19 protein-coding genes and 2 tRNA genes are annotated in these 20,843 nt (G+C 31.8%); 7 read left to right on the plus strand and 14 right to left on the minus strand.

Annotated elements, in window-relative coordinates; all coding sequences use genetic code 11:
• Nucleotide 1: 1 nt before the first annotated feature.
• The 7 genes from HNQ03_RS08780 to HNQ03_RS08810 form a co-directional block, all read right to left on the minus strand.
• A complete protein-coding gene (locus HNQ03_RS08780; protein WP_173779303.1) occupies nt 2-1,990 on the minus strand; it encodes a DEAD/DEAH box helicase family protein in 1,989 nt (662 codons plus the stop codon).
• Between the two features lie 8 nt (nt 1,991-1,998).
• Complete coding sequence (locus tag HNQ03_RS08785) at nt 1,999-2,601, minus strand: hypothetical protein (RefSeq protein ID WP_173779304.1); 603 nt, start codon at nt 2,599-2,601, stop codon at nt 1,999-2,001.
• A 5-nt stretch (nt 2,602-2,606) separates the two neighbouring features.
• On the minus strand, nt 2,607-4,556 hold the full coding sequence (locus HNQ03_RS08790; RefSeq protein WP_173779305.1) for a DNA methyltransferase: 1,950 nt from the start codon (nt 4,554-4,556) through the stop codon (nt 2,607-2,609).
• A gap of 255 nt (nt 4,557-4,811) precedes the next feature.
• Nucleotides 4,812-4,883: transfer RNA gene (locus HNQ03_RS08795), tRNA-Glu, on the minus strand.
• Between the two features lie 10 nt (nt 4,884-4,893).
• Nucleotides 4,894-5,148, minus strand: a complete 255-nt coding sequence (rpsT, locus tag HNQ03_RS08800) for a 30S ribosomal protein S20 (RefSeq protein ID WP_173779306.1) — start codon at nt 5,146-5,148, stop codon at nt 4,894-4,896.
• A gap of 75 nt (nt 5,149-5,223) precedes the next feature.
• Nucleotides 5,224-5,295: transfer RNA gene (locus HNQ03_RS08805), tRNA-Glu, on the minus strand.
• 57 nt (nt 5,296-5,352) lie between these two features.
• Nucleotides 5,353-6,633: an N-acetylmuramoyl-L-alanine amidase family protein gene (locus HNQ03_RS08810; protein ID WP_173779307.1), complete on the minus strand. Its 1,281-nt coding sequence runs from the start codon at nt 6,631-6,633 to the stop codon at nt 5,353-5,355.
• A 55-nt stretch (nt 6,634-6,688) separates the two neighbouring features.
• Between HNQ03_RS08810 and HNQ03_RS08815 the strand changes: the two genes are divergently transcribed.
• The 3 genes from HNQ03_RS08815 to HNQ03_RS08825 all read left to right on the plus strand — a co-directional run bounded on the left by HNQ03_RS08815 (nt 6,689) and on the right by HNQ03_RS08825 (nt 10,192).
• A complete protein-coding gene (locus tag HNQ03_RS08815; protein WP_173779329.1) occupies nt 6,689-9,277 on the plus strand; it encodes a putative LPS assembly protein LptD in 2,589 nt (862 codons plus the stop codon).
• 67 nt (nt 9,278-9,344) lie between these two features.
• Nucleotides 9,345-9,725, plus strand: a complete 381-nt coding sequence (locus HNQ03_RS08820; RefSeq protein WP_173779308.1) for a RidA family protein — start codon at nt 9,345-9,347, stop codon at nt 9,723-9,725.
• A gap of 5 nt (nt 9,726-9,730) precedes the next feature.
• Nucleotides 9,731-10,192 carry a hypothetical protein gene (locus HNQ03_RS08825; RefSeq protein ID WP_173779309.1) on the plus strand — a complete coding sequence of 154 codons (462 nt, stop codon included), beginning with the start codon at nt 9,731-9,733 and terminating at the stop codon, nt 10,190-10,192.
• 93 nt (nt 10,193-10,285) lie between these two features.
• On the opposite strand, the gene HNQ03_RS08830 is transcribed toward HNQ03_RS08825, so the two are convergent.
• Complete coding sequence (locus tag HNQ03_RS08830) at nt 10,286-11,785, minus strand: trypsin-like peptidase domain-containing protein (protein WP_173779310.1); 1,500 nt, start codon at nt 11,783-11,785, stop codon at nt 10,286-10,288.
• 257 nt (nt 11,786-12,042) lie between these two features.
• Between HNQ03_RS08830 and trhO the strand changes: the two genes are divergently transcribed.
• Both trhO and HNQ03_RS08840 read left to right on the plus strand, forming a co-directional pair.
• The gene (gene trhO, locus HNQ03_RS08835; RefSeq protein WP_173779311.1) at nt 12,043-13,398 is read left to right on the plus strand and encodes an oxygen-dependent tRNA uridine(34) hydroxylase TrhO; all 1,356 of its coding nucleotides are present in this window, start codon (nt 12,043-12,045) and stop codon (nt 13,396-13,398) included.
• A gap of 21 nt (nt 13,399-13,419) precedes the next feature.
• On the plus strand, nt 13,420-14,004 hold the full coding sequence (locus tag HNQ03_RS08840) for a 5-formyltetrahydrofolate cyclo-ligase (protein ID WP_173779312.1): 585 nt from the start codon (nt 13,420-13,422) through the stop codon (nt 14,002-14,004).
• Here HNQ03_RS08840 and HNQ03_RS08845 read toward each other — a convergent pair.
• A complete protein-coding gene (locus HNQ03_RS08845) occupies nt 13,941-14,519 on the minus strand; it encodes a hypothetical protein (RefSeq protein ID WP_173779313.1) in 579 nt (192 codons plus the stop codon). The genes HNQ03_RS08840 and HNQ03_RS08845 overlap by 64 nt on opposite strands.
• Complete coding sequence (locus HNQ03_RS08850; RefSeq protein WP_173779314.1) at nt 14,506-15,654, minus strand: hypothetical protein; 1,149 nt, start codon at nt 15,652-15,654, stop codon at nt 14,506-14,508. Before HNQ03_RS08850 ends, HNQ03_RS08845 begins: the two co-directional genes overlap by 14 nt.
• Nucleotides 15,655-15,898: 244 nt before the next feature.
• Here HNQ03_RS08850 and HNQ03_RS08855 point away from each other — a divergent pair, with 244 nt between their 5' ends.
• Both HNQ03_RS08855 and HNQ03_RS08860 read left to right on the plus strand, forming a co-directional pair.
• Nucleotides 15,899-16,159, plus strand: coding sequence for a hypothetical protein (locus HNQ03_RS08855; RefSeq protein ID WP_226927471.1), 261 nt, complete (start codon nt 15,899-15,901; stop codon nt 16,157-16,159).
• A gap of 83 nt (nt 16,160-16,242) precedes the next feature.
• Nucleotides 16,243-16,482: a hypothetical protein gene (locus HNQ03_RS08860; protein ID WP_173779316.1), complete on the plus strand. Its 240-nt coding sequence runs from the start codon at nt 16,243-16,245 to the stop codon at nt 16,480-16,482.
• A gap of 55 nt (nt 16,483-16,537) precedes the next feature.
• Here the strand turns inward: HNQ03_RS08860 and HNQ03_RS08865 are convergent, their stop codons facing one another.
• The 4 genes from HNQ03_RS08865 to pncB are packed head-to-tail and all read right to left on the minus strand — an operon-like array spanning nt 16,538 to nt 20,820.
• Complete coding sequence (locus HNQ03_RS08865; RefSeq protein ID WP_173779317.1) at nt 16,538-17,302, minus strand: TrmH family RNA methyltransferase; 765 nt, start codon at nt 17,300-17,302, stop codon at nt 16,538-16,540.
• A gap of 9 nt (nt 17,303-17,311) precedes the next feature.
• A complete protein-coding gene (gene rmuC, locus HNQ03_RS08870; RefSeq protein ID WP_226927472.1) occupies nt 17,312-18,793 on the minus strand; it encodes a DNA recombination protein RmuC in 1,482 nt (493 codons plus the stop codon).
• A gap of 47 nt (nt 18,794-18,840) precedes the next feature.
• On the minus strand, nt 18,841-19,596 hold the full coding sequence (locus tag HNQ03_RS08875; RefSeq protein ID WP_173779318.1) for a DUF5995 family protein: 756 nt from the start codon (nt 19,594-19,596) through the stop codon (nt 18,841-18,843).
• A 45-nt stretch (nt 19,597-19,641) separates the two neighbouring features.
• Nucleotides 19,642-20,820, minus strand: coding sequence for a nicotinate phosphoribosyltransferase (gene pncB / locus HNQ03_RS08880; protein WP_173779319.1), 1,179 nt, complete (start codon nt 20,818-20,820; stop codon nt 19,642-19,644).
• Nucleotides 20,821-20,843 lie beyond the last annotated feature (23 nt).

Genomic DNA, 20,843 nt, shown 5'->3' on the forward strand with positions numbered 1-20,843 from the left:
TTTAAGAGATTAAATTTTCGGAAATTTCTTGCAATACAGAAATTGTAGCTTTTAGTTGGATGTCTTTGGTAGGATTATTCACCACATCTGAAGGACCATTTAATTTAACTTTAATGTCCTTTAGAAATTTTTCGTCGGTAATTAAATTTTTCATTGATAGAAGTTTAGGAAAAAATTTCTGCAAATTATCGAAACGGTAGAATATCAATTTATTAATTGCTTTTCTAATGATGGCTTCTCCAAAATCCAAAAGATTATAAATTACTACCGTATTTTCCATAGGAATTGGAATTGAATCTTCAAATATGCGGGAAGAGGTAGAATAGCCGGTGCTAAATTTCACGGTATAAATTTTTTCTCGCAGTTCTATTGGAAGTTCCGAAATGCTTAATTTATAATTAGCTTTTTTGTTTTTTTCTAATGTAGTGTCTGTTTTTTTATCATTTTGTCTTAAATTTTCTTCCTTAGTAGGCTTTAATCCAATGTCTTCCAAAGCTTTGTTGAGTTCAGAAATATATTTAGGATTGTGAGTAGAATGATAGTACAACTCTTCGCAAATTCTTAGTGGATGCTGCAAATTGTCATCATATTTTCTTTGGAATAATGCTTGAGTTTCATCAATTTGAAAGGGACAATATCTTGCTCCTCTTCCGATTAATTGCGCTTCCGACATGGTGGTTTTTCCAATTTTTCCAGCTTTGTGGTCGCTGTCTTTTGTATTGTATAGTCTTACAATATCAAAAAGATTGAGTACATCCCAACCTTCATTCAGCTTATCAACAGCAAAAACTACCCGATATTCATTTTTTACATCCTCCAAATTATTGATAAGCAATTGCTTTTCATCGCTATCATTTTTACTATTTACAGATATGCATTTTTCTATGCAGAAATCTTCCTTAATTTCTAATAATAAATTTTCTAGCGAAATATTCTTTTCTTTAAAATAATCGAAAATCTTTACAAAAATTTTTTCTGAATTTTTATTTCTAATCTGCTCTATTTCGACGGATTTTAAATTTTCTATCTTATATGCAAATTCCTCAAAAAAATTAATACTATCTGCAATTGTTTTAGATTTGAAAAGAATGACAGGTTTTATATTTTTTTTAAAATCTTCGAAAATCTTTCTTCGGTAAACACTTAATAGAACAGCTTGAAGTGCACGCTCAAATGGTTCTAGATCTGCTTGCAATAGCTGAACTTCTTTAGAATACTGGTCAATCCGAAATTGTTTTAAAGGATAATCGAAAATTAATTTATCTAAATATTTTTCTTTCAGATTTTCATTTTCCAGATCTGCAGTTGCCGTAAATTCTAGCAATAAATTTTCTGAGTTGGATTTGAAAATTTTATTTACTGTACTTTCCCAACTGAAAATCTCTTCTTGCTCGTCTTTAGAAAGTTTTCCTTTTTTGGTGTCAGCATTGATGTGGTGCGCTTCATCCGATAATAAAACTACTTTTCTATCTGCAAAATCTTCGTAGTTTAAGGCATTTTCTCGTGGTGTATTCAATTTTAAATGAAGACCTTGCACTGTAGTGAATACGATATTGATATCTTCTAAATTTACAGCTTCTAAATTTTCTACCTCTGCGATTTGGACCTTTTTATCTGCAAACGAAACGATATTATTGAACAAATATTTGGACGAAGAACTATTTAAAAAATTGTCTTTGGTTTTTTCAATAATATTATTGCTGTGTACAAAAAAGATAAAATTTCGATATCCACGCTCGTAAAGATCTAAAATTAAACCTGCCATCACCAAAGTTTTTCCACTTCCTGTTGCCATGTGAAACAAAAGTTGGAAAGATTTCTTATCATTAAAAAATGCAGAAAAATAATAATTGAAGCGTGCAAAAGCTTCTGCCTGATAGGGTCTTATTGCCAATTTAGGATTAAGATTTTGCACAATATTTTTATTGGTTTCAAAGGAAACAAAACCAGACTCTATAGCTTTTGATATTTCGGAATTCAGATTTGGCATAGATAAATTTATAAAAATCCTTTTTGTGCAATCACGATATTTTCTCCAAAAAGATCTATCAAATAAGAAATTTCTATCGGAAAAAATGAAGAAGATTGATCTTTATTAAATTTCACAGGACATTCTATTATCTTTTGATTGTTTTCAATGATCACTTTACAAAAATTTGCGCCATTGTCTTTTATCCTTATTTCGCCAGAATCTATTTTAGAATATACTTTTTCCATATCAATAATGGCATATTTTATAAAATCTGTACATTCAGCAATATCTGTTTTTAAGCAATTTGTAATGCCATAAGTGAAAAAAGCTGCTTTCATTTTGTAATATTCTGATTCTCGTCTCGCTTCGTGTATGTTTCCATCTCTTCTATATCTTATCGTAAAATCGGAATATTTCTGAAATTTTCTTTCTCTAAATCTTTCTTGGACCGTTTTTATAATCCCATCTTTCTTAAAAATGTAATCTATACCATTTTCCCTATCTATTTTTTCGGCATATTTCTCTTCCAATACTTCTTGCACCCATCCAATTTCATTATATATTTTTGAAACTGCTATATTTTTGTGCACAAAATCCGTAAAACTTCTATCGTCAGTATATTTTGCCATACAATTTATTTTGAATTATAAAATTGCTGATTGATTTTTACTATTTCTTTTGAAATATTATAAGTTTGGTCTTCGATTTCAGAATAATTGATGTATAATTCATTTTTATCCAATAAATTGATCAATACGATCTTCTGCTGGTCCAAAGTTAAATCTTCAAAGAGAGGAATATTTTCTTCAAATGAAGTCTTGGATATTTTGTAATTTCTGGAAGAATCCTCTAAAATAGATTTCCGTATTTTTTCAATATCGTTTCCGTTGTTCGCAGCTTGAATTTTTGCAATATATTGCGCATTGTGCTTTGCCAATTCTGCGTATATAAAATTTCCACCTCCGATCCAATTCACATTCTTAGAAATACCAGTTGTATCACCAGAAATTACGTTTTGAAGCCTTACAACACTATCATTTTCGCCATAGTCCATTTGCTCAATACCGATATATCTTCTGCCCATTTTGTGCGCAACTGCAGCTGTAGTGCCACTTCCAAGATGATAATCTAACACGATATCATTTGCATCAGTAGTCATTGCAATGATTCTCTGTAATAATTTTTCTGGTTTTTTGCCATTGCTAAATTTCACACCTCCTTCACTGGAAGGTGTTGTGCCAATGTCTACCCATAAATCCGAAGCCAAAACCCCAAAATATTTTTTATTCTCTTCTATTATAACTCTTTCTTGTAATGGCACAAAAACACCACCGTCATAGATAAGCACAATTTTTTTCAAAGAGTTTTCGTAGGCCTCTACAATACCTTTACTTTTATTGGCTAAAGCAAAATTTTTAAATTTTTCACCTGCTTTTTTAATGTTTTTTTCTAAGGAATAGATATTTTCTGAATTTTGAAGTGCATAATTTTCAAAAGCTTTTTTCGTTAGAAGATCTTTTTCCGTTGATGAAATGTCTAGATGAGTGAATTTTTCTTTAAATTTCTTAGAAATATCTTCTACAGTGTAGGTTCCATCTTTATTGATGACCTCATATTTGTAATTCAAATTAAATTCTGCTTTCGTATAAAAAGGCTTAAACCGGAAAGATTTAGATTTTGAATAGAATAAAATATATTCTTTTACTTTAAAAAGTCTTTCTCCGCGTTTCACATTTATGGCATTTACTCCACTTTCTGTGCTAGATTTTAAAACAATAGTTTCTCGAAAGTTTTCTTTTCCGAAAATATCATCACAAAGTACTTTCAAATAAGCAAATTCGCTGTCATCAACTTGAATGAAAAATGTTCCATCAGATTTCAATAGGTTCCAGGCAACTTCCAATCTATTTTTCATGAAAGTTAGCCAAGTGCTTCTGTTGAAACTATCATTGTATTGAAAACTATCATTGCCAGTATTGTACGGCGGATCGATATATATTAGTTTAATTTTTCCTTTATGGCTCTTTGTAAGAGAATGTAAGGCAATTAAATTATTCCCTTTGAGGATTAAATTATCATTTATAGTGCATTCTTCTACAATATGTTCTCCATTTTCATCATATTTTTTCCAATTGATCAATGCTTTTGGTTCAAATAGACGATCAATTTCTTCAGAAGCTAGTGTTTCATTCCAAAATATTTCTTGCCTTTTTTGATCTTCCTTTGTTTGTCCACCTTCTAAAATGCAATCTTTGTATGGGAAATCTAATACTACTTCTTTTGCTTCCGTTAGGTATTCTCCATTTGCAGTGAGCCCAATTTTATTTTTAAAAGACGTAAAACTATCTGGTAAAAATTCTTTGTTAGAGATAAATTTTTGGAATTTAATTTTATCAAATATGAAAATATCATCTACTTTCTGAAAAAAAATAGAATTACTTCTTTCGTCTTTCATCAAAACAGAAAGTAATTTTGGATCTAATCTTAAGGCGGCTTCTACAATTTTGTTTTTAAAAACGTCTGTACCATCTGAAAATTCTTCAATTTCTTTTAAAATATTTTTAATATGTTCAAATGAGTTCATAGATTTTCAGTAATTGATATTCTTATTTTTATAAAGATTTGCGCTATCAAATATAAACATTGTGCGTGAAGTAGAAATTAAAGAGGACGATTTTATTTAAAATAGATCCTATTAAGAAGTTTTAAATAGTATTGCCTTACATAGATTTGGCGATATTTTTATTTAAAAATAGATAAGCAGTATAGAATATTTTAAAAACGAAAAAGTTTTAAACAAAAAAAAAGAATCTCAAAATGAGATTCTTTTCAAAAAATGTAGCCCGTAGGGGAGTCGAACCCCTCTTACCAGGATGAAAACCTGAGGTCCTAACCGATAGACGAACGGGCCATCAATTAGTTTATGCTAATGAATTGACATGCTTAGCCAATTTGCTTTTTAAGTTGGCAGCTTTATTCTTGTGAATAATGTTTTTCTTTGCCAATTTATCTAATAAAGAAATTACTTTAGGTAATTGCTCTACTGCTGTTGTTTTATTTTCTTCAGCTTTTAAATTCTTCATTGCAGATCTTGCGGTTTTGTGATAAAACCTGTTTTGCAATCTCTTCGCTGCGCTCTGTCTAATTCTCTTTAATGCTGATTTATGATTTGCCATAATTGTTTCTAAAATGTGGGTGCAAAGATATAAATTATTTTAATATTTACAAATTTATTTTTTAAAATTTTTTAGTAGCCTATAGAGGAATCGAACCTCTGTTGCAAGACTGAAAATCTTGAGTCCTCACCACTAGACGAATAGGCCAAATGATTTAGGACTGCAAAAATAGAAATATTTATTGGAACTGCAAAATAAAAATGATTATTTATTTACTTTTTGTAAAGTTGTATCTGTAATTCCCATTTTTTCTAGTTGATCTTGTAGTGCGACCGCCTCTTCTAAGGTGCTTGCTTTCCCCCAAGTATAGTAGAATGTCCTACCTTCTTTCTCTCTTTCTACATCCTTCAATTTGGAAAGAATAGGGGAGGAATTGCTTAATTTACTTTCACTCACTGCAACTTCAATGGTATAATATCCTGAGTTTAATTTCTGATTTGGTATAAAACCTACCGCGTAAGCATTGCGGAAACCAGCATCTTTTGATGTTTTAAGGTTATTATCCCTTATTGATGCGAAATTGGTAACGCTGTAGTAATACTTATAAAAACCATTTTCTTTAATGGGTAAAATGTATTTTAAACCACGCAATGCAGGGTGTCCATCTGTATATTTCATGTTAGTACTCATCAAAAGAATTCGGAAATCATTTTTAAGGGGAGTTTCTACTGGCTTTTCTTTTACTACAATCGTAGGCGATGGACTATTGTTTACTTTACTATAATATTTTTGTATTGCATCATAAATTTCGTCGGCTGTCTTTTTTTGTCCTTGTTCTGATGAAAGATAGACTGCATCTTCTGGATTATTTACGAAGCCGGTTTCTACCAGTACGGATGTAGTAGCACTCATTCTCAAGATGTGCAAATTGGTTTGCTTCACACCTCTCGAAAAACGGCCGCCCTTATCAAAATTTTCTTCAATGTAACCGCCAATCAATAAACTTTTTTCTAAATATTTACTTTGTTGAATTTTCAGAGAGATAAGAGATTCTGGAGAATTTGGATCATAAGATGCGAGTGTTTGCTTGTCTTTATCGTTTAAATATATGACATCATTTTCCCTTTTCGCAACTTCTAAGTTTTCTCTATTCTGTCCTGGTCCTTGCACGAAGGTTTCTGTACCTCTTGCAGTTGCAGTTCTACTCGGGGAGGAATTTACATGTATAGACATAAAAAGATCTGCTTTACTGCTGTTTGCAAGATCCGTTCTGTCGGTTAAAGAAGGATAAAAATCTGTTTTCCGTGTATATATTACATGAAAATTTTTGTTTGCTTCTAGCATCGCTCCCAATTTTAGAACAATTGCTAAGGTAATATCCTTTTCCATTGGGTAACCAAAATCGTACTTGCGATTCGCGCCTATATCCGATCCGCCATGTCCTGCATCCAATACAATTGTGAATTTCTTTTGTGCATTAGAAATGGAACTAAAGAAAATTAATGCTAGAAAGAAATATTTTTTTAAACTATTCGTTTTAATCATCTGTCAATTTTTAAAAATTGTTTAATTTTGACCCTTTAATAATTTAAATAAATAAATCAAAATCAGCTTCAAAAATATATTACATATATTACTTATCCTAATTTTTAACAATATTTTAGCACAAAGAACTGCTAAAGTTTTGCCAAAAGTTAAGGACAGTAATATTGTGCAACGCAAATCTGATACCGTAATTGTTAAAAAAGAACAATTAACTTCCATTTTATACACAAAAGCAGACGAAACAAGATCTGATGTTGCCAAAAAGAAAGTTACTTATTTGATTGGAAATGCACAAGTGAAATATGGTGATATGCAGATTGATGCAGACTATATTCAATTAGATATTGCTGCAAACACTGTATTTGCAAGAGGTAAACAAGATAGTTTGGGGAAAATTGTAGGAGCAGCTTCTGCAACTCAAGCTGGAAAAACCTATGAGTATACAGAGTTTAATTATAATTTAAAAACTGGACAAGCGATCGCTTTTAATGCTAGAACAGAAGAAAGTGAAGGCGTAATAGTTGCCCAAAAAACTAAAAAATACAACGATTCTGTATTTTTTATGAGACGCGGAAAATATACCACAGATGAATATTTTTTGAAGAAAAAAGACTCACTTTCAGATTATTATCTGCTTGCTCCCAATATTAAACTGGTAAAAGGGAAGAATAAATCTTCTGTTATCACTGGTCCTGTACAGCTATATATAGAGCAAGTGCCGACACCGTTGATCATGCCTTTCGCAATTCTACCTTTCAGTGACAAAAGGTCTGCAGGAATTTTAATACCAAGTTTTGGAGAACGAGAAGATGTTGGTTTTTTCCTAAATGGAATTGGATATTATCAACCGTTAGGTGAGCATTTTGATTTAAAAATTTTAGCAGATTATTATACAAAAGGAAGTTATAACATACGACCAGAGGTAAACTATGCCAAGAAATATAAATACAATGGTAATTTAAATCTAGATATTGGTAATACAGTTCGAGGAATTAAGGGTCTAGATGATTATTCTAAAACTGCGACTTATAGAATTTCTTGGCGCCACTCACAAGATACAAAATCTAATCCGCTGCTTACATTTGCAGCTTCTGTAGATGTTGTGAGCAATAAGTTTTATAATAATAACATCAATAACAACTATATTTTCAACCAAAATACGCTTAATGCACAACAAAATTCTACATTAAGTGTTACTAAAAGATTTTTGAGATTACCGATTACCATCACCGGAACTTCTTCATATTCTCAAAATTTTTCCAGTGGTATTGGTAGCATTAGATTACCACAAATGAATGTTGCAATCAATCAATTCTATCTTTTTACTCCCAAAACGGGAATTCGTGAAGGTCTTTTAGAGAATATCAATGTAAATACGGGTTTCAATTTCACCAATTCTTCCAACTTTGAAGATGGTAAAATCTTTCAAAAAGAAATGTTTGACAATCTGCAGACAGGTCTTACAAATTCTATTCAGTTAGCCACAAATACTACGGTTGCAAAGTATTTTACCGTCAGTTTGGGTGGGCAAATAAATAATGCATTGACTACAAAAACTTTGTCTAAAGAATATAATCCTGTATTGAATGTAATAGAAGATACTATGAATAAAGGTATCGCAGGATTTTCTACCTTTACGACGAATGCAAGTATGAATACAACTTTGTACGGCACAAAAATATTTAAAAAAGGTTCTGCAATACAAGGAATTCGCCATGTGATTACACCTTCTGTAGGATTTTCTTATTCACCAGATTTTTCTAGAGAAAATTTTGGATACTACAGAAATTACAATACTATTGCAGGTGCACTTACTCCATATTCTATCTTTGATGGCGGCATTGTAGGCTCGCCTTCTTCGGGTGAAATTGGTGCACTTACGTTTTCATTAAATAATAATATTGAAATGAAGGTAAGATCTAAAACAGATTCTACGGGTAGTAAAAAAGTAAAGTTGTTTGAAACTTTAAGCATAGATGGAAGCTACAATTTTGCAGCAGATACCAATCCTTGGTCGGCATTTTCTATACGTGGACAAACTTCTGTATTTGAAGGTAAATTAAACATTAATACGAATTTAACATTAGATCCGTACGAAACTATATTTCTTGCAGGCGAAACATCTGGAACTAGAAGCAATAATTTTGGGGCGTTTAGCGTGCAAGGTTTTGGTTTGCAATTATCTTATCCTTTGAGTGAAGCAATTTTTGGAAAACAAGAAGATCTTTCTAAAAAATATAAAAGCAAGGGAGAGATCCGAAATGAAGTCTACTATTTTGATGAAAACAACTACGCAAGATTTCAGCAACCATGGACTTTAAACATTAATGCGCAATACAGCTACACAAGAAATCTAACATTATTTGGAACCAAAGTTGCATCTGTGGGATTAGATGGAACTATGAATCTTACCCCTTATTGGAGCATTAATGGTAGCACATTCTACGATGTGGTTTCCAAGAAATTAGACTACACAAGAATAGGTTTCACAAGAGATCAAAGAAGTTTCTCTATCAATTTTAATTGGGTTCCTTTTGGCCAATTTAAAGTGTATGATTTCTTTATTGGGATAAAAGCAAATATTCTTAGTGATACGGTGAAATACGAAGAAAGAAGTTTTCAACAACCTAACGCTGTTTTCTAATTTTTACAACTAGCTTCTTTTATTTTTAATTAAATGATATATTTGCGGTAATCTAAAAAATCTTTACATGAAGAAAATAATTTCAACTACAAATGCACCTGCTGCAATCGGACCGTATTCTCAAGCGAATATGGCAAACGGAGTATTATACATTTCTGGACAAATACCAGTAGATCCTGCTACAGGAAAGTTAGTAGAAGGTATAAAAAACGAAACTCATCAAGTGATGAAAAACCTAGATGCAGTGCTAAAAGAAGCAGGTTTGAGTTTCAAGAACGTAGTGAAAGCGAGTATTTTCTTAAAATCTATGGACGATTTTGCTGTGATGAATGATATTTATGCATCATATTTAGAAGAAGGGTCTTATCCTGCAAGAGAAACAGTACAAGTTTCTTGTTTACCAAAAAATGTGAACGTAGAAATCTCTATGATAGCGCATCAAGACTAGTATTAATGAATATTTTAAGAAATATTTTTGCAATTTTAATAGGTCTTGTGATAGCAGGATTGGTCATTACATTTGGTGTAAGGATCAATACCGAGTGGATCACTTATGAAAGATTTTCACCTTTCCAAAATTGGGGCAAGTTTCTAAAATCTGTACAAAACGACGAGGGTTTTTTCTTATATCTTCTGTTTTTATCAGGCTTATCAACTACTTTAGGTGGTGTTGCAACAGCTATTCTGGTAAAATACGCAAAGGTTGCTTATGCAATTTTGATTGGTTTTGTAATGCTTTTCATTGCAATGCTGGATATTATTATATTTCCATATCATCCTACTTTTTACAAAATATGTGTGTTCCTCACTTTCTTTCCATTTTCTTGGATGGGCGGAAAAATAACCGAAATTATTTATAAAAGAAGAAATAAGCGAAGAGAGAAATTATTGAAAATAAAAAAACTTCGAGAATAAAAAAAACGCAGTCTGAATATTTCAAACTGCGTTTTTTAATTTTCGCTAATCGCTAATCGCTAATCGCTAATCGCTAATCGCTAATCGCTAATTCTAGTTCGGCATTGCAAAACCTCTCGTATAGATTTGTCCTCTTGGATCTGCAAATTTTATTTGTACATTTCCTTTGAAGTTATTCAAAATTTTCTCTACATCTTTTTGAGAATTTATAGGTTTCCCATTGATCTCCATAATAATGAAATTATCTTGAATTCCTAATTTTCCTAAAACGCCATTTCCAGTTACATTTTTGGTATAAACTCCATTGTCTAAACCATAATTGGTTTTAAATTCTTTGGTTAATGGTTCAAATTCTGCTCCTATTTTTTCCGAAACTGTAAGGTCTGCTTTCGTTCTAGATGAGGTGTTTCCTTTCTGATCCTTCAAGGTAATGGATGCATTATATGGTTTTCCATTTCTCATATAGCTTACTACCACTTGATCTCCAGGTCTTTTGCTACCAACAGCAAGGGATAGATCTGCAAAATCTGTGATAGCCATATCATTTATTTTAGTGATGATGTCTCCTTCTTTAAGTCCTGCATCTTCTGCACCACTATTTTCTGTTACACCTGTTACGAAAATTCCATTACCAGCTTTTATATTGGTTTTTTTATCTTTATTGTATCCAGCAAGTTGCTCATCATTCGATAAATCTAGGGAATTAACTCCTAAGAAACCTCTTTGTACAAGACCAAATTTTTTGATGTCTTCTACTATTTTTCTTGCAAGATTAGAAGGTACAGCAAAACCATATCCTTGGTAATATCCATTCGTAGATGCAATTGCAGAATTTATACCTACCAATTCTCCATTCATATTTACCAATGCACCACCAGAATTTCCTTTGTTAATGGCTGCATCTGTTTGTATAAAACTTTCAATAGGATTTGTTGCCGTTCCTTGTCCAGAAAGAATACCAATTCCACGTCCTTTTGCAGAGATTATTCCCGCAGTTACGGTACTATTTAATCCGAGGGGATTTCCGACAGCCAAAACCCATTGCCCAACTTCAATCATATCAGAGTTTGCAAAATTCAAAAATGGCAAACCTTTATCTTCAATTTTTAACAAAGAGATATCTGTATTTGGATCCGTACCAACCAGAGTTGCGATGTATGTCTTTCTGTTGCTCAGAACTACTTCCAGTTTATTAGCGCCTTCTACAACGTGGTTATTAGATATAATGTAACCATCTGGTGAAATTATAACACCTGATCCTAGACCTGTAGGCATATTATCATCTCGCTTCTTTTGTGGAGCACCAAAGAATTGCTCGAATATATCCATATCTGATGGTCTAGATGCATTGCTATTCTGGTAATTTTTAATCGTAACAACCGCAGGAACTGTCGTCTTAGATGCCTTTGTGAAATCTTCTCCTAGAGCAGTTGCGCTCAAATTGGTGAATGTTGTGTTTTTTGATTGAGAAAAATATCCGGTATCTTCAATAATACCGTTATTGTCCATATATTTCAGTGCTCCTACAGTAGTTGCACCAGAAAGAATTCCCACAAAAGCAAATGGCAAAAATTTTTTAAATGTATTTTTCATTTTTAATTTTGTTTAATTTATTTTTTATCCACATCAAATTTAATGCTAGATAGGTATAATATGCAACAGAAGTGTTTCAACTTTAACGATAGTTTAACAAGATTTAAGTTTTTCTTAAAAAAATTGTGACAAAATTTATTCGTTTTCGCTTGAAAAAATAAAATTTGAAGATTACAAGGTATAATTTGTCAGTTCTCAAAAAAAATATATTTGTTTATCTTTGTATTTTAAATTTTCTCACTTAAATCGTTGATAGCATGCAACTGTATAACAAATTAAGCGCAGAAGAAAGAATAAAACTTATAGATGAAGCTGGTAAACAACGGCTCACCTTATCTTTCTATGCGTACGCCAAAATCTCAGATCCCAAACAATTTCGCGACGAATTATTTATTGCCTGGAATGCTCTTGATGCATTAGGTAGAATTTATGTGGCCCAAGAAGGCATCAATGCGCAAATGAGTATTCCTGCAGAAAATCTAGAAGAATTTCGAGCAACTTTGGAGGTTTATGATTTTATGAAAAGTATAAGGTTGAATGTTGCGGTGGAACAAGACGATCATTCATTTTTAAAATTAACCATAAAAGTTCGCCATAAAATAGTTGCAGATGGTTTGAATGATGATACTTTCGACGTTACGAATAAAGGAATTCATGTGAAAGCTAATGAATTCAACGCATTGTTGGAAGATCCGAATACTATTGTGGTAGATTTTAGAAATCATTACGAAAGTGAAGTTGGTCATTTTCAAGGTGCAATAACTCCAGATGTAGAAACATTTCGGGAAAGTTTGCCAGTTATTAACGAGCAACTACAAGATTTTAAAGAAGATAAAAATCTTTTGATGTATTGTACAGGCGGAATTCGCTGCGAAAAAGCGAGTGCTTATTTTAAACATCAAGGTTTTAAAAATGTTTTTCAATTGGAAGGTGGAATTATAGAATATGCCCGTCAAATAAAAGAAGAAGCTATCGAAAGCAAATTTTTAGGAAAAAATTTCGTTTTTGATCATAGATTAGGTGAGAGAATTACAGATGATATCGTTTCAAAATGCCATCAATGTGGAAAAGCCTGCGACAACCATACAAATTGCGCGAATGATGCATGCCACTTATTATTTATTCAATGTGATGAGTGCAAGGCAATGATGGATAATTGTTGCTCTACCGAATGTTTGGAAATTGTGCAATTGCCTATCAATGAGCAAATATCTTTAAGAAAAGGCTTGGAAGTAGGCAATAAAATCTTTAGAAAAGGAAGGTCTGAAGTTTTAAAATTTAAAAATTCTGGAGATCCAGTTCAAAAATCATTTGCGAAAGTAGAAGCTAAAACTCCAGTAGTAAAAGTGAAAAAAGTTTTAATTGGCAAAGCAGAACATTATTTTGTAAAATCTAGTATCGCGCAATTTTTAATTGCAAAAGATGAGGTTGCAATTGGAGATTCAATTTTAATATCTGGACAAACCACAGGGGAACAAGAAATTGTAGTAAATGAAATGCGAGTGGACAAAAAGCCAGACGAAAAGCTTGCTAGGGAAGGAGATGTAATTACCTTTAAGACGGAATTCCGTGTACGAAGATCTGATAAGTTGTATAAATTGGTCAAAATTTAAATGATCTAAAGGGATTTTAATATGACTAAAGAAGATATCAGGAAAAAATATATTGCTTTGCGAAAAAATTTTTCAAAAAAAGAAATTCTTGCAATGTCTTTGGAAATATTTTCTCAATTTTTAGAAAATTTCGAAGTTTTTTCTGGTCAAAATGTTCACATCTTTCTTTCGATAGAAAAATTTAATGAAGTAGATACGCAGATTTTCATTAATTATTTTAAAGAAAAAGGCGCCAATATTTTCGTTCCAAAAATGATAGGAGATCAATTAATTGCAGTACAATTAAAAGAGGAGGAGTTTTTGGTAAAAAATTCTTTTGGAATTTTGGAGCCAGCTTCAATTATAAATGAATGTGCCAATTTCGATTACGTGATCACACCACTTTTATATGTTGATAATCTAGGTAATAGAGTTGGCTATGGAAAAGGATACTATGATCAATTTTTCAGCGAGATAAACAAAAATGCTAAAAAAATTGGGGTCGGGTTTTTCGTTCCAGATGAAGATGTTGAAGATTTTTCAACTACCGATGTCGCGTTGGATTATTTAATTACCCCAGATTTTATGCTGTCATTCAAAGGTTTAGAGAAAAAATCGAGAAAATAGAATTTAAATTCTTTTTTAAATTTTTTCGGAGCAGGTACCAATATAAATTGTGATTTGTGATCAAACTTTCCGATACTTTTGCGCTCTTTATCAAAATACTCAACATTAAATTTTGCAAAGTTGAGCGTGTCTTTCTTATAATAAACATCGTACACTTCCAGATTGTTCACTTTTGCGGATTTCACTTTTAGGCTCTCCAATTCTTTGAATAAAGGTTTTAATGTGAGAGAATCTGGCTTGTAGAAATAAAACTTTATTTGTGCATGTATAGAAGAATCTATTTCTGTGTTTTTATTTCCGGCGATGTAAAGTGAGGAAAGATCAAAGACATCCTGTACTTTTTGGCTGGTGATAGAATTGATGGCTTGCACACTATCCATTTGTTGTGCAGGGTACGTTTTTTTGTTGCTGCTGTTTCTTAGAGTATCTAGTTCGCTCACATCTTGTGATTTTTTATCACAGGAAAGGATTGTAAATAGAATCAAGAATATAAAAAATAGGTTAAGGTTTCTCATTGTCGATTTTAAATTTGATTGCCACAATTTTCCCTTTGTCTTTTGTCATTTCTATAATGTTCAAATTTTTCAAAGAAGTAGTTGGTATTGTAAGCAATGTTATGTATTTCTGACGATTTAAAGTTTCTACACCGTAAATCTCACTATCAAAAACTTGATATATTACGGCATTTTCTGCAATTAAATTTTCTAATTGTCTTCTTTTTTGCTTTATTTCTTCAGCAGTTTCTCGCATATCTTTCTTAGAGAATGTGTAAACTGCCATTTTATAATCGTCTGGACTTAGAAGTATGGTTTCTTCGTCTGGAGCATTATCTAAATTTCTATTTACCTCTAGGTTTTCATAAAAAGGTGAACTGATCACCATTTTAAGATTTTTATCCTTTGTGGAATAGTAGAATGGCTCTTTTGGTTTAATCCGATAAAAAATAGGCGATTCGTTCTCTTTTATTACTTTTACTTCTAAGGTATTCGCGATTGCAGAGTTGCGATCTGCATCCATAAAATTATAAGTGTAGGTTTTTCCAAAAATATCATCTCCAAATCCTAGATAGCCTACAACCAAAGTGAGAATTGCAGTTAATCCTGTGAATATATATTCCTGAAATATTTTTTTTCTCTTTTTTGATGGTAAATTTGTAGTATTATTTGAAGTAGATAATTGCTTAACTTCTTCAAGATCAGAGTTGTTTATTTGTATAACTGGTATTTCTTCCTTGGTTTCCTCTACTGGTTTTTCTTCAACAATATTGTCCTTTTGAATTGGTTTCGGATCAATTTCCACCTTGATTTCCTGAAGTTTTGATGAATTTTCGGAAAAATTTTCTAATATTTCTTGTGCAAGAGGATGATTTTTTTTGAATTCATACCAAGAAATATATCCCGCATAGATAGATAATAGGTTTAGAATGTCTATTCTAGGGAGTTTAAGTACAGGGCTAGTCTTAAAATAGGTATAAAATGATTTCTCGCTGATGTTTGCTTTGCTATGTTTGCGCAAGTCTTCTTGGAAATAAATGATGTCTATTCCTTTCCAATTGGCAATATTATCGTCAGATGGAATATGATTTTCCAAATACCGTGCTTGGATTTCACATTTTAACTGTTCAAAATGAAGTATGTCTAAATCTTCCAAAATATTTATAAACGCGTAACACGTTGATTTATAGTTATTAAAAATTGTAAAATAGCTTTACAAATATATTACAATTAATTTTCTAAAACAAATTTTGTTCTCACTATATCTTTGTCCTGTTCAAATAAGAGAACACAAACGAAATTATAAACAAATTTAAATCATTATTATGAAAAAATCAATTTTAATCGCTGGTATCGCTGCTTTATCTATTGTAGCTTGTAAAAAAGAAACTTCTGAAACTATGTCTAACGCTGATTCTACTGCAAATGCAATGGTAGATTCTTCTGCAATGATCGCTGATTCTGCTGCTATGGTAGTTGATTCTGCTGCTAGTGTAACTATGGATGCTGCTAAAGATGCTGCAACTGCTACTACTGAAGCTGGTGCTGATATGGCTAAAGATGCTGCTAAAGGTGCAGGTGAAGCTGCTAAAGGTGCTGCTGATGCTGCTAAAGATGCTGCAAAAGACGCTAAAGAAGCTGTTAAAACTGCAACTAAATAATTAGTAACATACTAATCAACTTTAAGTGAGGTTCGCCTCACTTATTTCTCAAATCTAAACTAACTTAAATAAAAAATATTATTATGAAAAAATCATTATTCGTAGCTGCTATCGCTGCATTAGCTGTTGTTGCTTGTAAAAAAACTGAAGTAGTTGTTGATGCTAACGCTACAGATTCTACTATGATGTCTGCAGATACAATGGCTGCTCCTATGATGGCAGATTCAACTTCTATGAAAGCTGGAGATTCTTCTACAGTTGTTGTTGAAACTCCTGCTGCTACTACTGTTGAAGTTGCACCAGCTGCACCAGCTACAAAATAATAATTTCTCAAGAAATTTATTTGAAACCGTTTCGATCTTTATCGAAACGGTTTTTTTATGTCGTTTTTTGTCGTAATATTTCGTAGCAGGCTATTGCAACGGCATTGCTTAAATTTAAACTATCTATAGAACCAGACATTGGAATTAAAACATTTTCCCCTTTGTTTCTCCAAAAATTGCTTAAGCCCGAATGTTCTGTACCAAAAATTATAGCAGATTTTTTCGCGAAGTCTTTACTCTGTATATTCTGCGAGCTATCATCCATAAGAGTAGTGAAAATCTGAAAATTATTTTTTTGTAGATATGCTACAGCTTCTTCATTTTCAAGATTGAAAATATTCATTCCGAAAATACAGCCAACACTCGATCTTATGACATTGGGATTGTAAAAATCTACTTTCGCATCTGTTACTATTACCGCATCTATTCCAAAAGCTTCGCAACTTCTCAAAATTGCACCTAGATTTCCTGGCTTTTCTGCACCTTCAACAACTATTATTGTAGAATTTTCTCTTATTTTTAAATCTTCTAGCTTGTTTTCTTTAGATTTATAAACTCCGATAATGCCTTCTGTATTTTTTCTATAGGCTAATTTATCGTAAATCTTTTCAGAAACGAGTTCTACCTTTTCATTTGGGATGTCATCTTTATAAATTTCTGGGGCAATGAACAAAGCTTCTATCTCAAACCCAAATTTTTGTGCGGTTTCATTTTCTTGTTTTCCCTCAACTAAAAAGACTCCAGTTTTTTTCCGAAATCTATTATCTGTTAAAAGTTTCGAAATGTATTTTATTTTATCGTTTTGTAAGCTTTCAATCATTTTCCAAAATTATATTTCTTCTTCCTCAGAAGTTGCTCTTGCAATTATGTTTTCTGGAAGTGCTTTTTTTGCTTTCGCTCCCATTTTTTTTAATTTCTCTACACTTGTTATTAAGTTTCCTCTCCCTTCTACCAATTTATTCATGGCGTTGTCATATTCACTTTTAGAATCTTTTATCTTGTTTCCAATTTTCATTAAATCACCTACAAATCCATCAAATTTATCATACAATGCACCTGCTTGTCTTGCAATTTCAAATGCATTTTCCTGTTGTTTTTGGTTGCTCCACATACTATCTATAGTTCGCAAAGTAGCCAAAAGTGTGGATGGAGTAACGATTACAATGTTTTTTTCGAATGCTTTGTTATATAGGTAAGTATCTTCATTCAAAGCAATGGCAAAAGCTGGTTCTATTGGGATGAAAAGCAGAACGAAATCTGGACTTTCCATTTGATATAAATTTTGATAGTTTTTATTTCCCAACTGTTCTACATGTCTTTTTATAGAAGAAACATGCTCTTTTAAATGTATGTTTTTTTGAATTTCTTCTTCTTCATTGATATATCTTTCGTAGGAATTTAGGGAAACCTTGGAATCGATCACCATTTTTTTTCCGTCAGGAAGATTAATGACCACGTCTGGTAAAACTCTGTTGCCATCTTCGTTTGTATGGCTTTTTTGCACTTCATATTCTCTGCCTTTTTCCAAACCAGATTTTTCTAAAACCCGTTCCAAAACTAACTCTCCCCAATTTCCTTGGATTTTATTGTCACCTTTTAATGCTTTGGTTAGGTTTAATGTCTCTTTACTCATCTGTTGGTTGAGATCTTGCAAACCTATAATTTGCTGCCGAAGTGCTGCATGATAATCGATGCTTTCTTTGTGTGTATTTTCTACTTTTTTCTCGAATAAATTTATTTTTTCTTGAAGCGGATCCAGGATGGTTTTTAAATTTGTTTGATTTTGAAGGGTGAATTTTTCTGTTTTTTCTTCTAAAATTCTGTTAGCTAAATTTTCGAATTCTGTTTTTGCGACTTTTTGTATTTTTTCAATTTCAGCTTTTTCGTTTTCCAGCGTTCTTTTTAAATTATCATTAATAGCGTTTAATTCTGTATTGGTGGAAAATATATTTTTATTTTCAATAATCAATTCATCTATTTTCAAAGTCTGTTTCGCGATGAATTCTTTGGTATCAATAAATTGATCTTGTAGTGATTGGTAAGAAGCTGAAATTGTTGAGAATTGATTTTTTATAGTAGATAATTCTATAGATTGTTCTTTATAAATGAATTTTTCATTTTCTATAAATCTGTTCAATTCTCCTATTTTCAGTTGAGAATTTTCAAAATTTGAATTTGTTTTTATGTTTAAATTATTAATTTCATCAAAAGAATTTCTTGAAACCATTGACGATTTTAAAAAGAAATATAAAATTGTAGCTCCAAGAATTCCACCAGCGAGAAAGCCGATGATTAAATATGTAATTTCCATTTTTCAAAATTACAAAAAGTAACAATATTTTGCTTTACGGATTTGGATTAAATATTTTTTGTGTCCGCAAGGATTTTGATGTTTTTTGCAACATCGTTGCTTTCACATTTTCTTAATTGTGCCGCAATTTGTGAGTACAGCAATTTAGGATTTAAAATTTGAGAAGCTACTTTTGCTGCTGCATAGTCTATAATGCTTTCTACAGATTCTTTCAAAAAATTTGGAGTATTTGAAGCAATAACTGCAGTTGCCCAAGAAGTATCTCTTGCTCTTGCGATGGCAAAGTCTAAGATTACATTGTCTTTTCCGTAGGAAATTTTGTCAATCAATTCTACGGTGTAGCAAATCTTATTTAAAGAATCTTGTACATTTTGATTAATTTCAGAAATGACCACATTTATTTTCCCAAAATCATTTTTCAAAGGATTTATTTTGCGATATGGCATAATGGAAGCTGCAGAAATTCCTAAATCTAGATTGATGTGTGCATTCATTCCCAAAAATATATGCTGAAGAATTAATAATTTCGGATTTTTAGCTGCCTCAAAAGCCATAAACCATGCATTTGTGCATTTTTTTCCAACTTTATAATTTTCCCAAGCATCTACATATCTATTTGCGAAAGCAACATCTAGAGCAATCATCCGATTGTTATCTTCAAACTTTTTTTGTTGAATTCCTTTCAAAACTTGCGCCGTCATTATTCTGTACGTGCAAGCAAAATAGCCAATTGGATTTTGGTTTTCCTTGCTCCAAAGTATAATTTCGTCTAATTTTTTTAAAACTTCTTCAATTGTTTTCATGGGAATCTTTTTATATAAATTTAACGATATCTATTGAAATATATTTCAATCCTTAATCCTCAAAAATTCCTTCGCTAATTCTATCATTTTCGGATCGCCGGTGTATTTTCCTCTTTCGTCAGAAAGTTTTACGGTGGGAATCCAATCATTATTTGGCGCCTGTACTCCAATCAATTTCATCACAATATTCATTGGTTTTAAACCGACATCATTGGTAAGATTGGTACCAATACCAAATGAAATCCCTATTTTTCCGCGGCAAGCTTTGGTTATTTCGTCCACTTTTTCCAAATTCAAACCATCAGAAAAAATAATGTACTTATATAAAGGATTGATTCCGTTTTTTTCATAATGCGCAATGGTTTTTTCGGCAAATTCAATCGGGTCTCCACTATCGTGACGAACACCATCAAATAATTTGGTGAATTTCTTATCAAATTGACGGAAGAAAACGTCTGTAGTAAAGGTATCCGAAAGTGCAACACCCAAATCTCCACGGTAAACATCTACCCAGTGTTCTAGTGCAATTTCATTCGCCATTTTGAAACCAAATTCTGCAGCGTGAAACATAAACCATTCGTGAGCATGCGTTCCTATAGGTTTGATGCCGTATTTCATCGCGAAATGTACGTTGGAACTTCCTATGAAATTTTTGCCAGAATTTTTTTGTAATGTATTCACAACCAAATCATGAACCAAATAGGAATGTCTTCTTCTTGTTCCAAATTCTGCGAAAGTAACTCCAAGATCTTGCAAATGTTCAGATTTCTGCAAAGTACTATCGATAATTTCTTCGTCTGAATCTCTATTTAAATTATTTAGATGGTAAAAAAGTTCGGAAATTAAGGCTAATAATGGAACTTCCCACAATATTGTTCTGTACCACAGACCTTCTACAGATACTTCTACATCATCACCATTTTGTGTAATTTTTACCTCCGAAGGATCATAATGATAGCCTGCCAAAAAATCTAAATAAGGTAAATCTAGATAAGGGCAAGTTTCTTTTAAAAAAGATTTTTCTGCTTTTGTAAGGGAAAGTTCTGCCATTGCATCAACTGCCTTTCTCAATTCTAAGCCAAAATTTTCTGGAAATATATGTGCACCTCTATTGATGAATTGATATTTCACGATTTGCCCTGGAAATAATTTTACAACTGCGTTCTGCATTGTAATTTTATAGAAATCGTTGTCTAAAATAGAGTGAAGGCGAATATTTATCATTGTAAAAAATAATTTAAAACAAA

The organism is Frigoriflavimonas asaccharolytica, from assembly GCF_013294015.1.
GTDB classification, from domain to species: domain Bacteria; phylum Bacteroidota; class Bacteroidia; order Flavobacteriales; family Weeksellaceae; genus Frigoriflavimonas; species Frigoriflavimonas asaccharolytica.

Bases quoted from the DNA above. Each gene is read 5' to 3' on its own strand.
- HNQ03_RS08840 (WP_173779312.1), top strand. From the start codon at position 13,420: ATGACTAAAGAAGATATCAGGAAAAAATATATTGCTTTGCGAAAAAAT.
- HNQ03_RS08860 (WP_173779316.1), top strand. From the start codon at position 16,243: ATGAAAAAATCATTATTCGTAGCTGCTATCGCTGCATTAGCTGTTGTT.
- trhO (WP_173779311.1), top strand. From the start codon at position 12,043: ATGCAACTGTATAACAAATTAAGCGCAGAAGAAAGAATAAAACTTATA.
- HNQ03_RS08875 (WP_173779318.1), bottom strand. From the start codon at position 19,596: ATGAAAACAATTGAAGAAGTTTTAAAAAAATTAGACGAAATTATACTT.
- HNQ03_RS08780 (WP_173779303.1), bottom strand. From the start codon at position 1,990: ATGCCAAATCTGAATTCCGAAATATCAAAAGCTATAGAGTCTGGTTTT.
- HNQ03_RS08790 (WP_173779305.1), bottom strand. From the start codon at position 4,556: ATGAACTCATTTGAACATATTAAAAATATTTTAAAAGAAATTGAAGAA.
- HNQ03_RS08820 (WP_173779308.1), top strand. From the start codon at position 9,345: ATGAAGAAAATAATTTCAACTACAAATGCACCTGCTGCAATCGGACCG.
- HNQ03_RS08825 (WP_173779309.1), top strand. From the start codon at position 9,731: ATGAATATTTTAAGAAATATTTTTGCAATTTTAATAGGTCTTGTGATA.
- HNQ03_RS08810 (WP_173779307.1), bottom strand. From the start codon at position 6,633: ATGATTAAAACGAATAGTTTAAAAAAATATTTCTTTCTAGCATTAATT.
- HNQ03_RS08865 (WP_173779317.1), bottom strand. From the start codon at position 17,302: ATGATTGAAAGCTTACAAAACGATAAAATAAAATACATTTCGAAACTT.
- rmuC (WP_226927472.1), bottom strand. From the start codon at position 18,793: ATGGAAATTACATATTTAATCATCGGCTTTCTCGCTGGTGGAATTCTT.
- HNQ03_RS08785 (WP_173779304.1), bottom strand. From the start codon at position 2,601: ATGGCAAAATATACTGACGATAGAAGTTTTACGGATTTTGTGCACAAA.
- HNQ03_RS08830 (WP_173779310.1), bottom strand. From the start codon at position 11,785: ATGAAAAATACATTTAAAAAATTTTTGCCATTTGCTTTTGTGGGAATT.
- pncB (WP_173779319.1), bottom strand. From the start codon at position 20,820: ATGATAAATATTCGCCTTCACTCTATTTTAGACAACGATTTCTATAAA.
- HNQ03_RS08855 (WP_226927471.1), top strand. From the start codon at position 15,899: ATGTCTAACGCTGATTCTACTGCAAATGCAATGGTAGATTCTTCTGCA.
- rpsT (WP_173779306.1), bottom strand. From the start codon at position 5,148: ATGGCAAATCATAAATCAGCATTAAAGAGAATTAGACAGAGCGCAGCG.
- HNQ03_RS08845 (WP_173779313.1), bottom strand. From the start codon at position 14,519: ATGAGAAACCTTAACCTATTTTTTATATTCTTGATTCTATTTACAATC.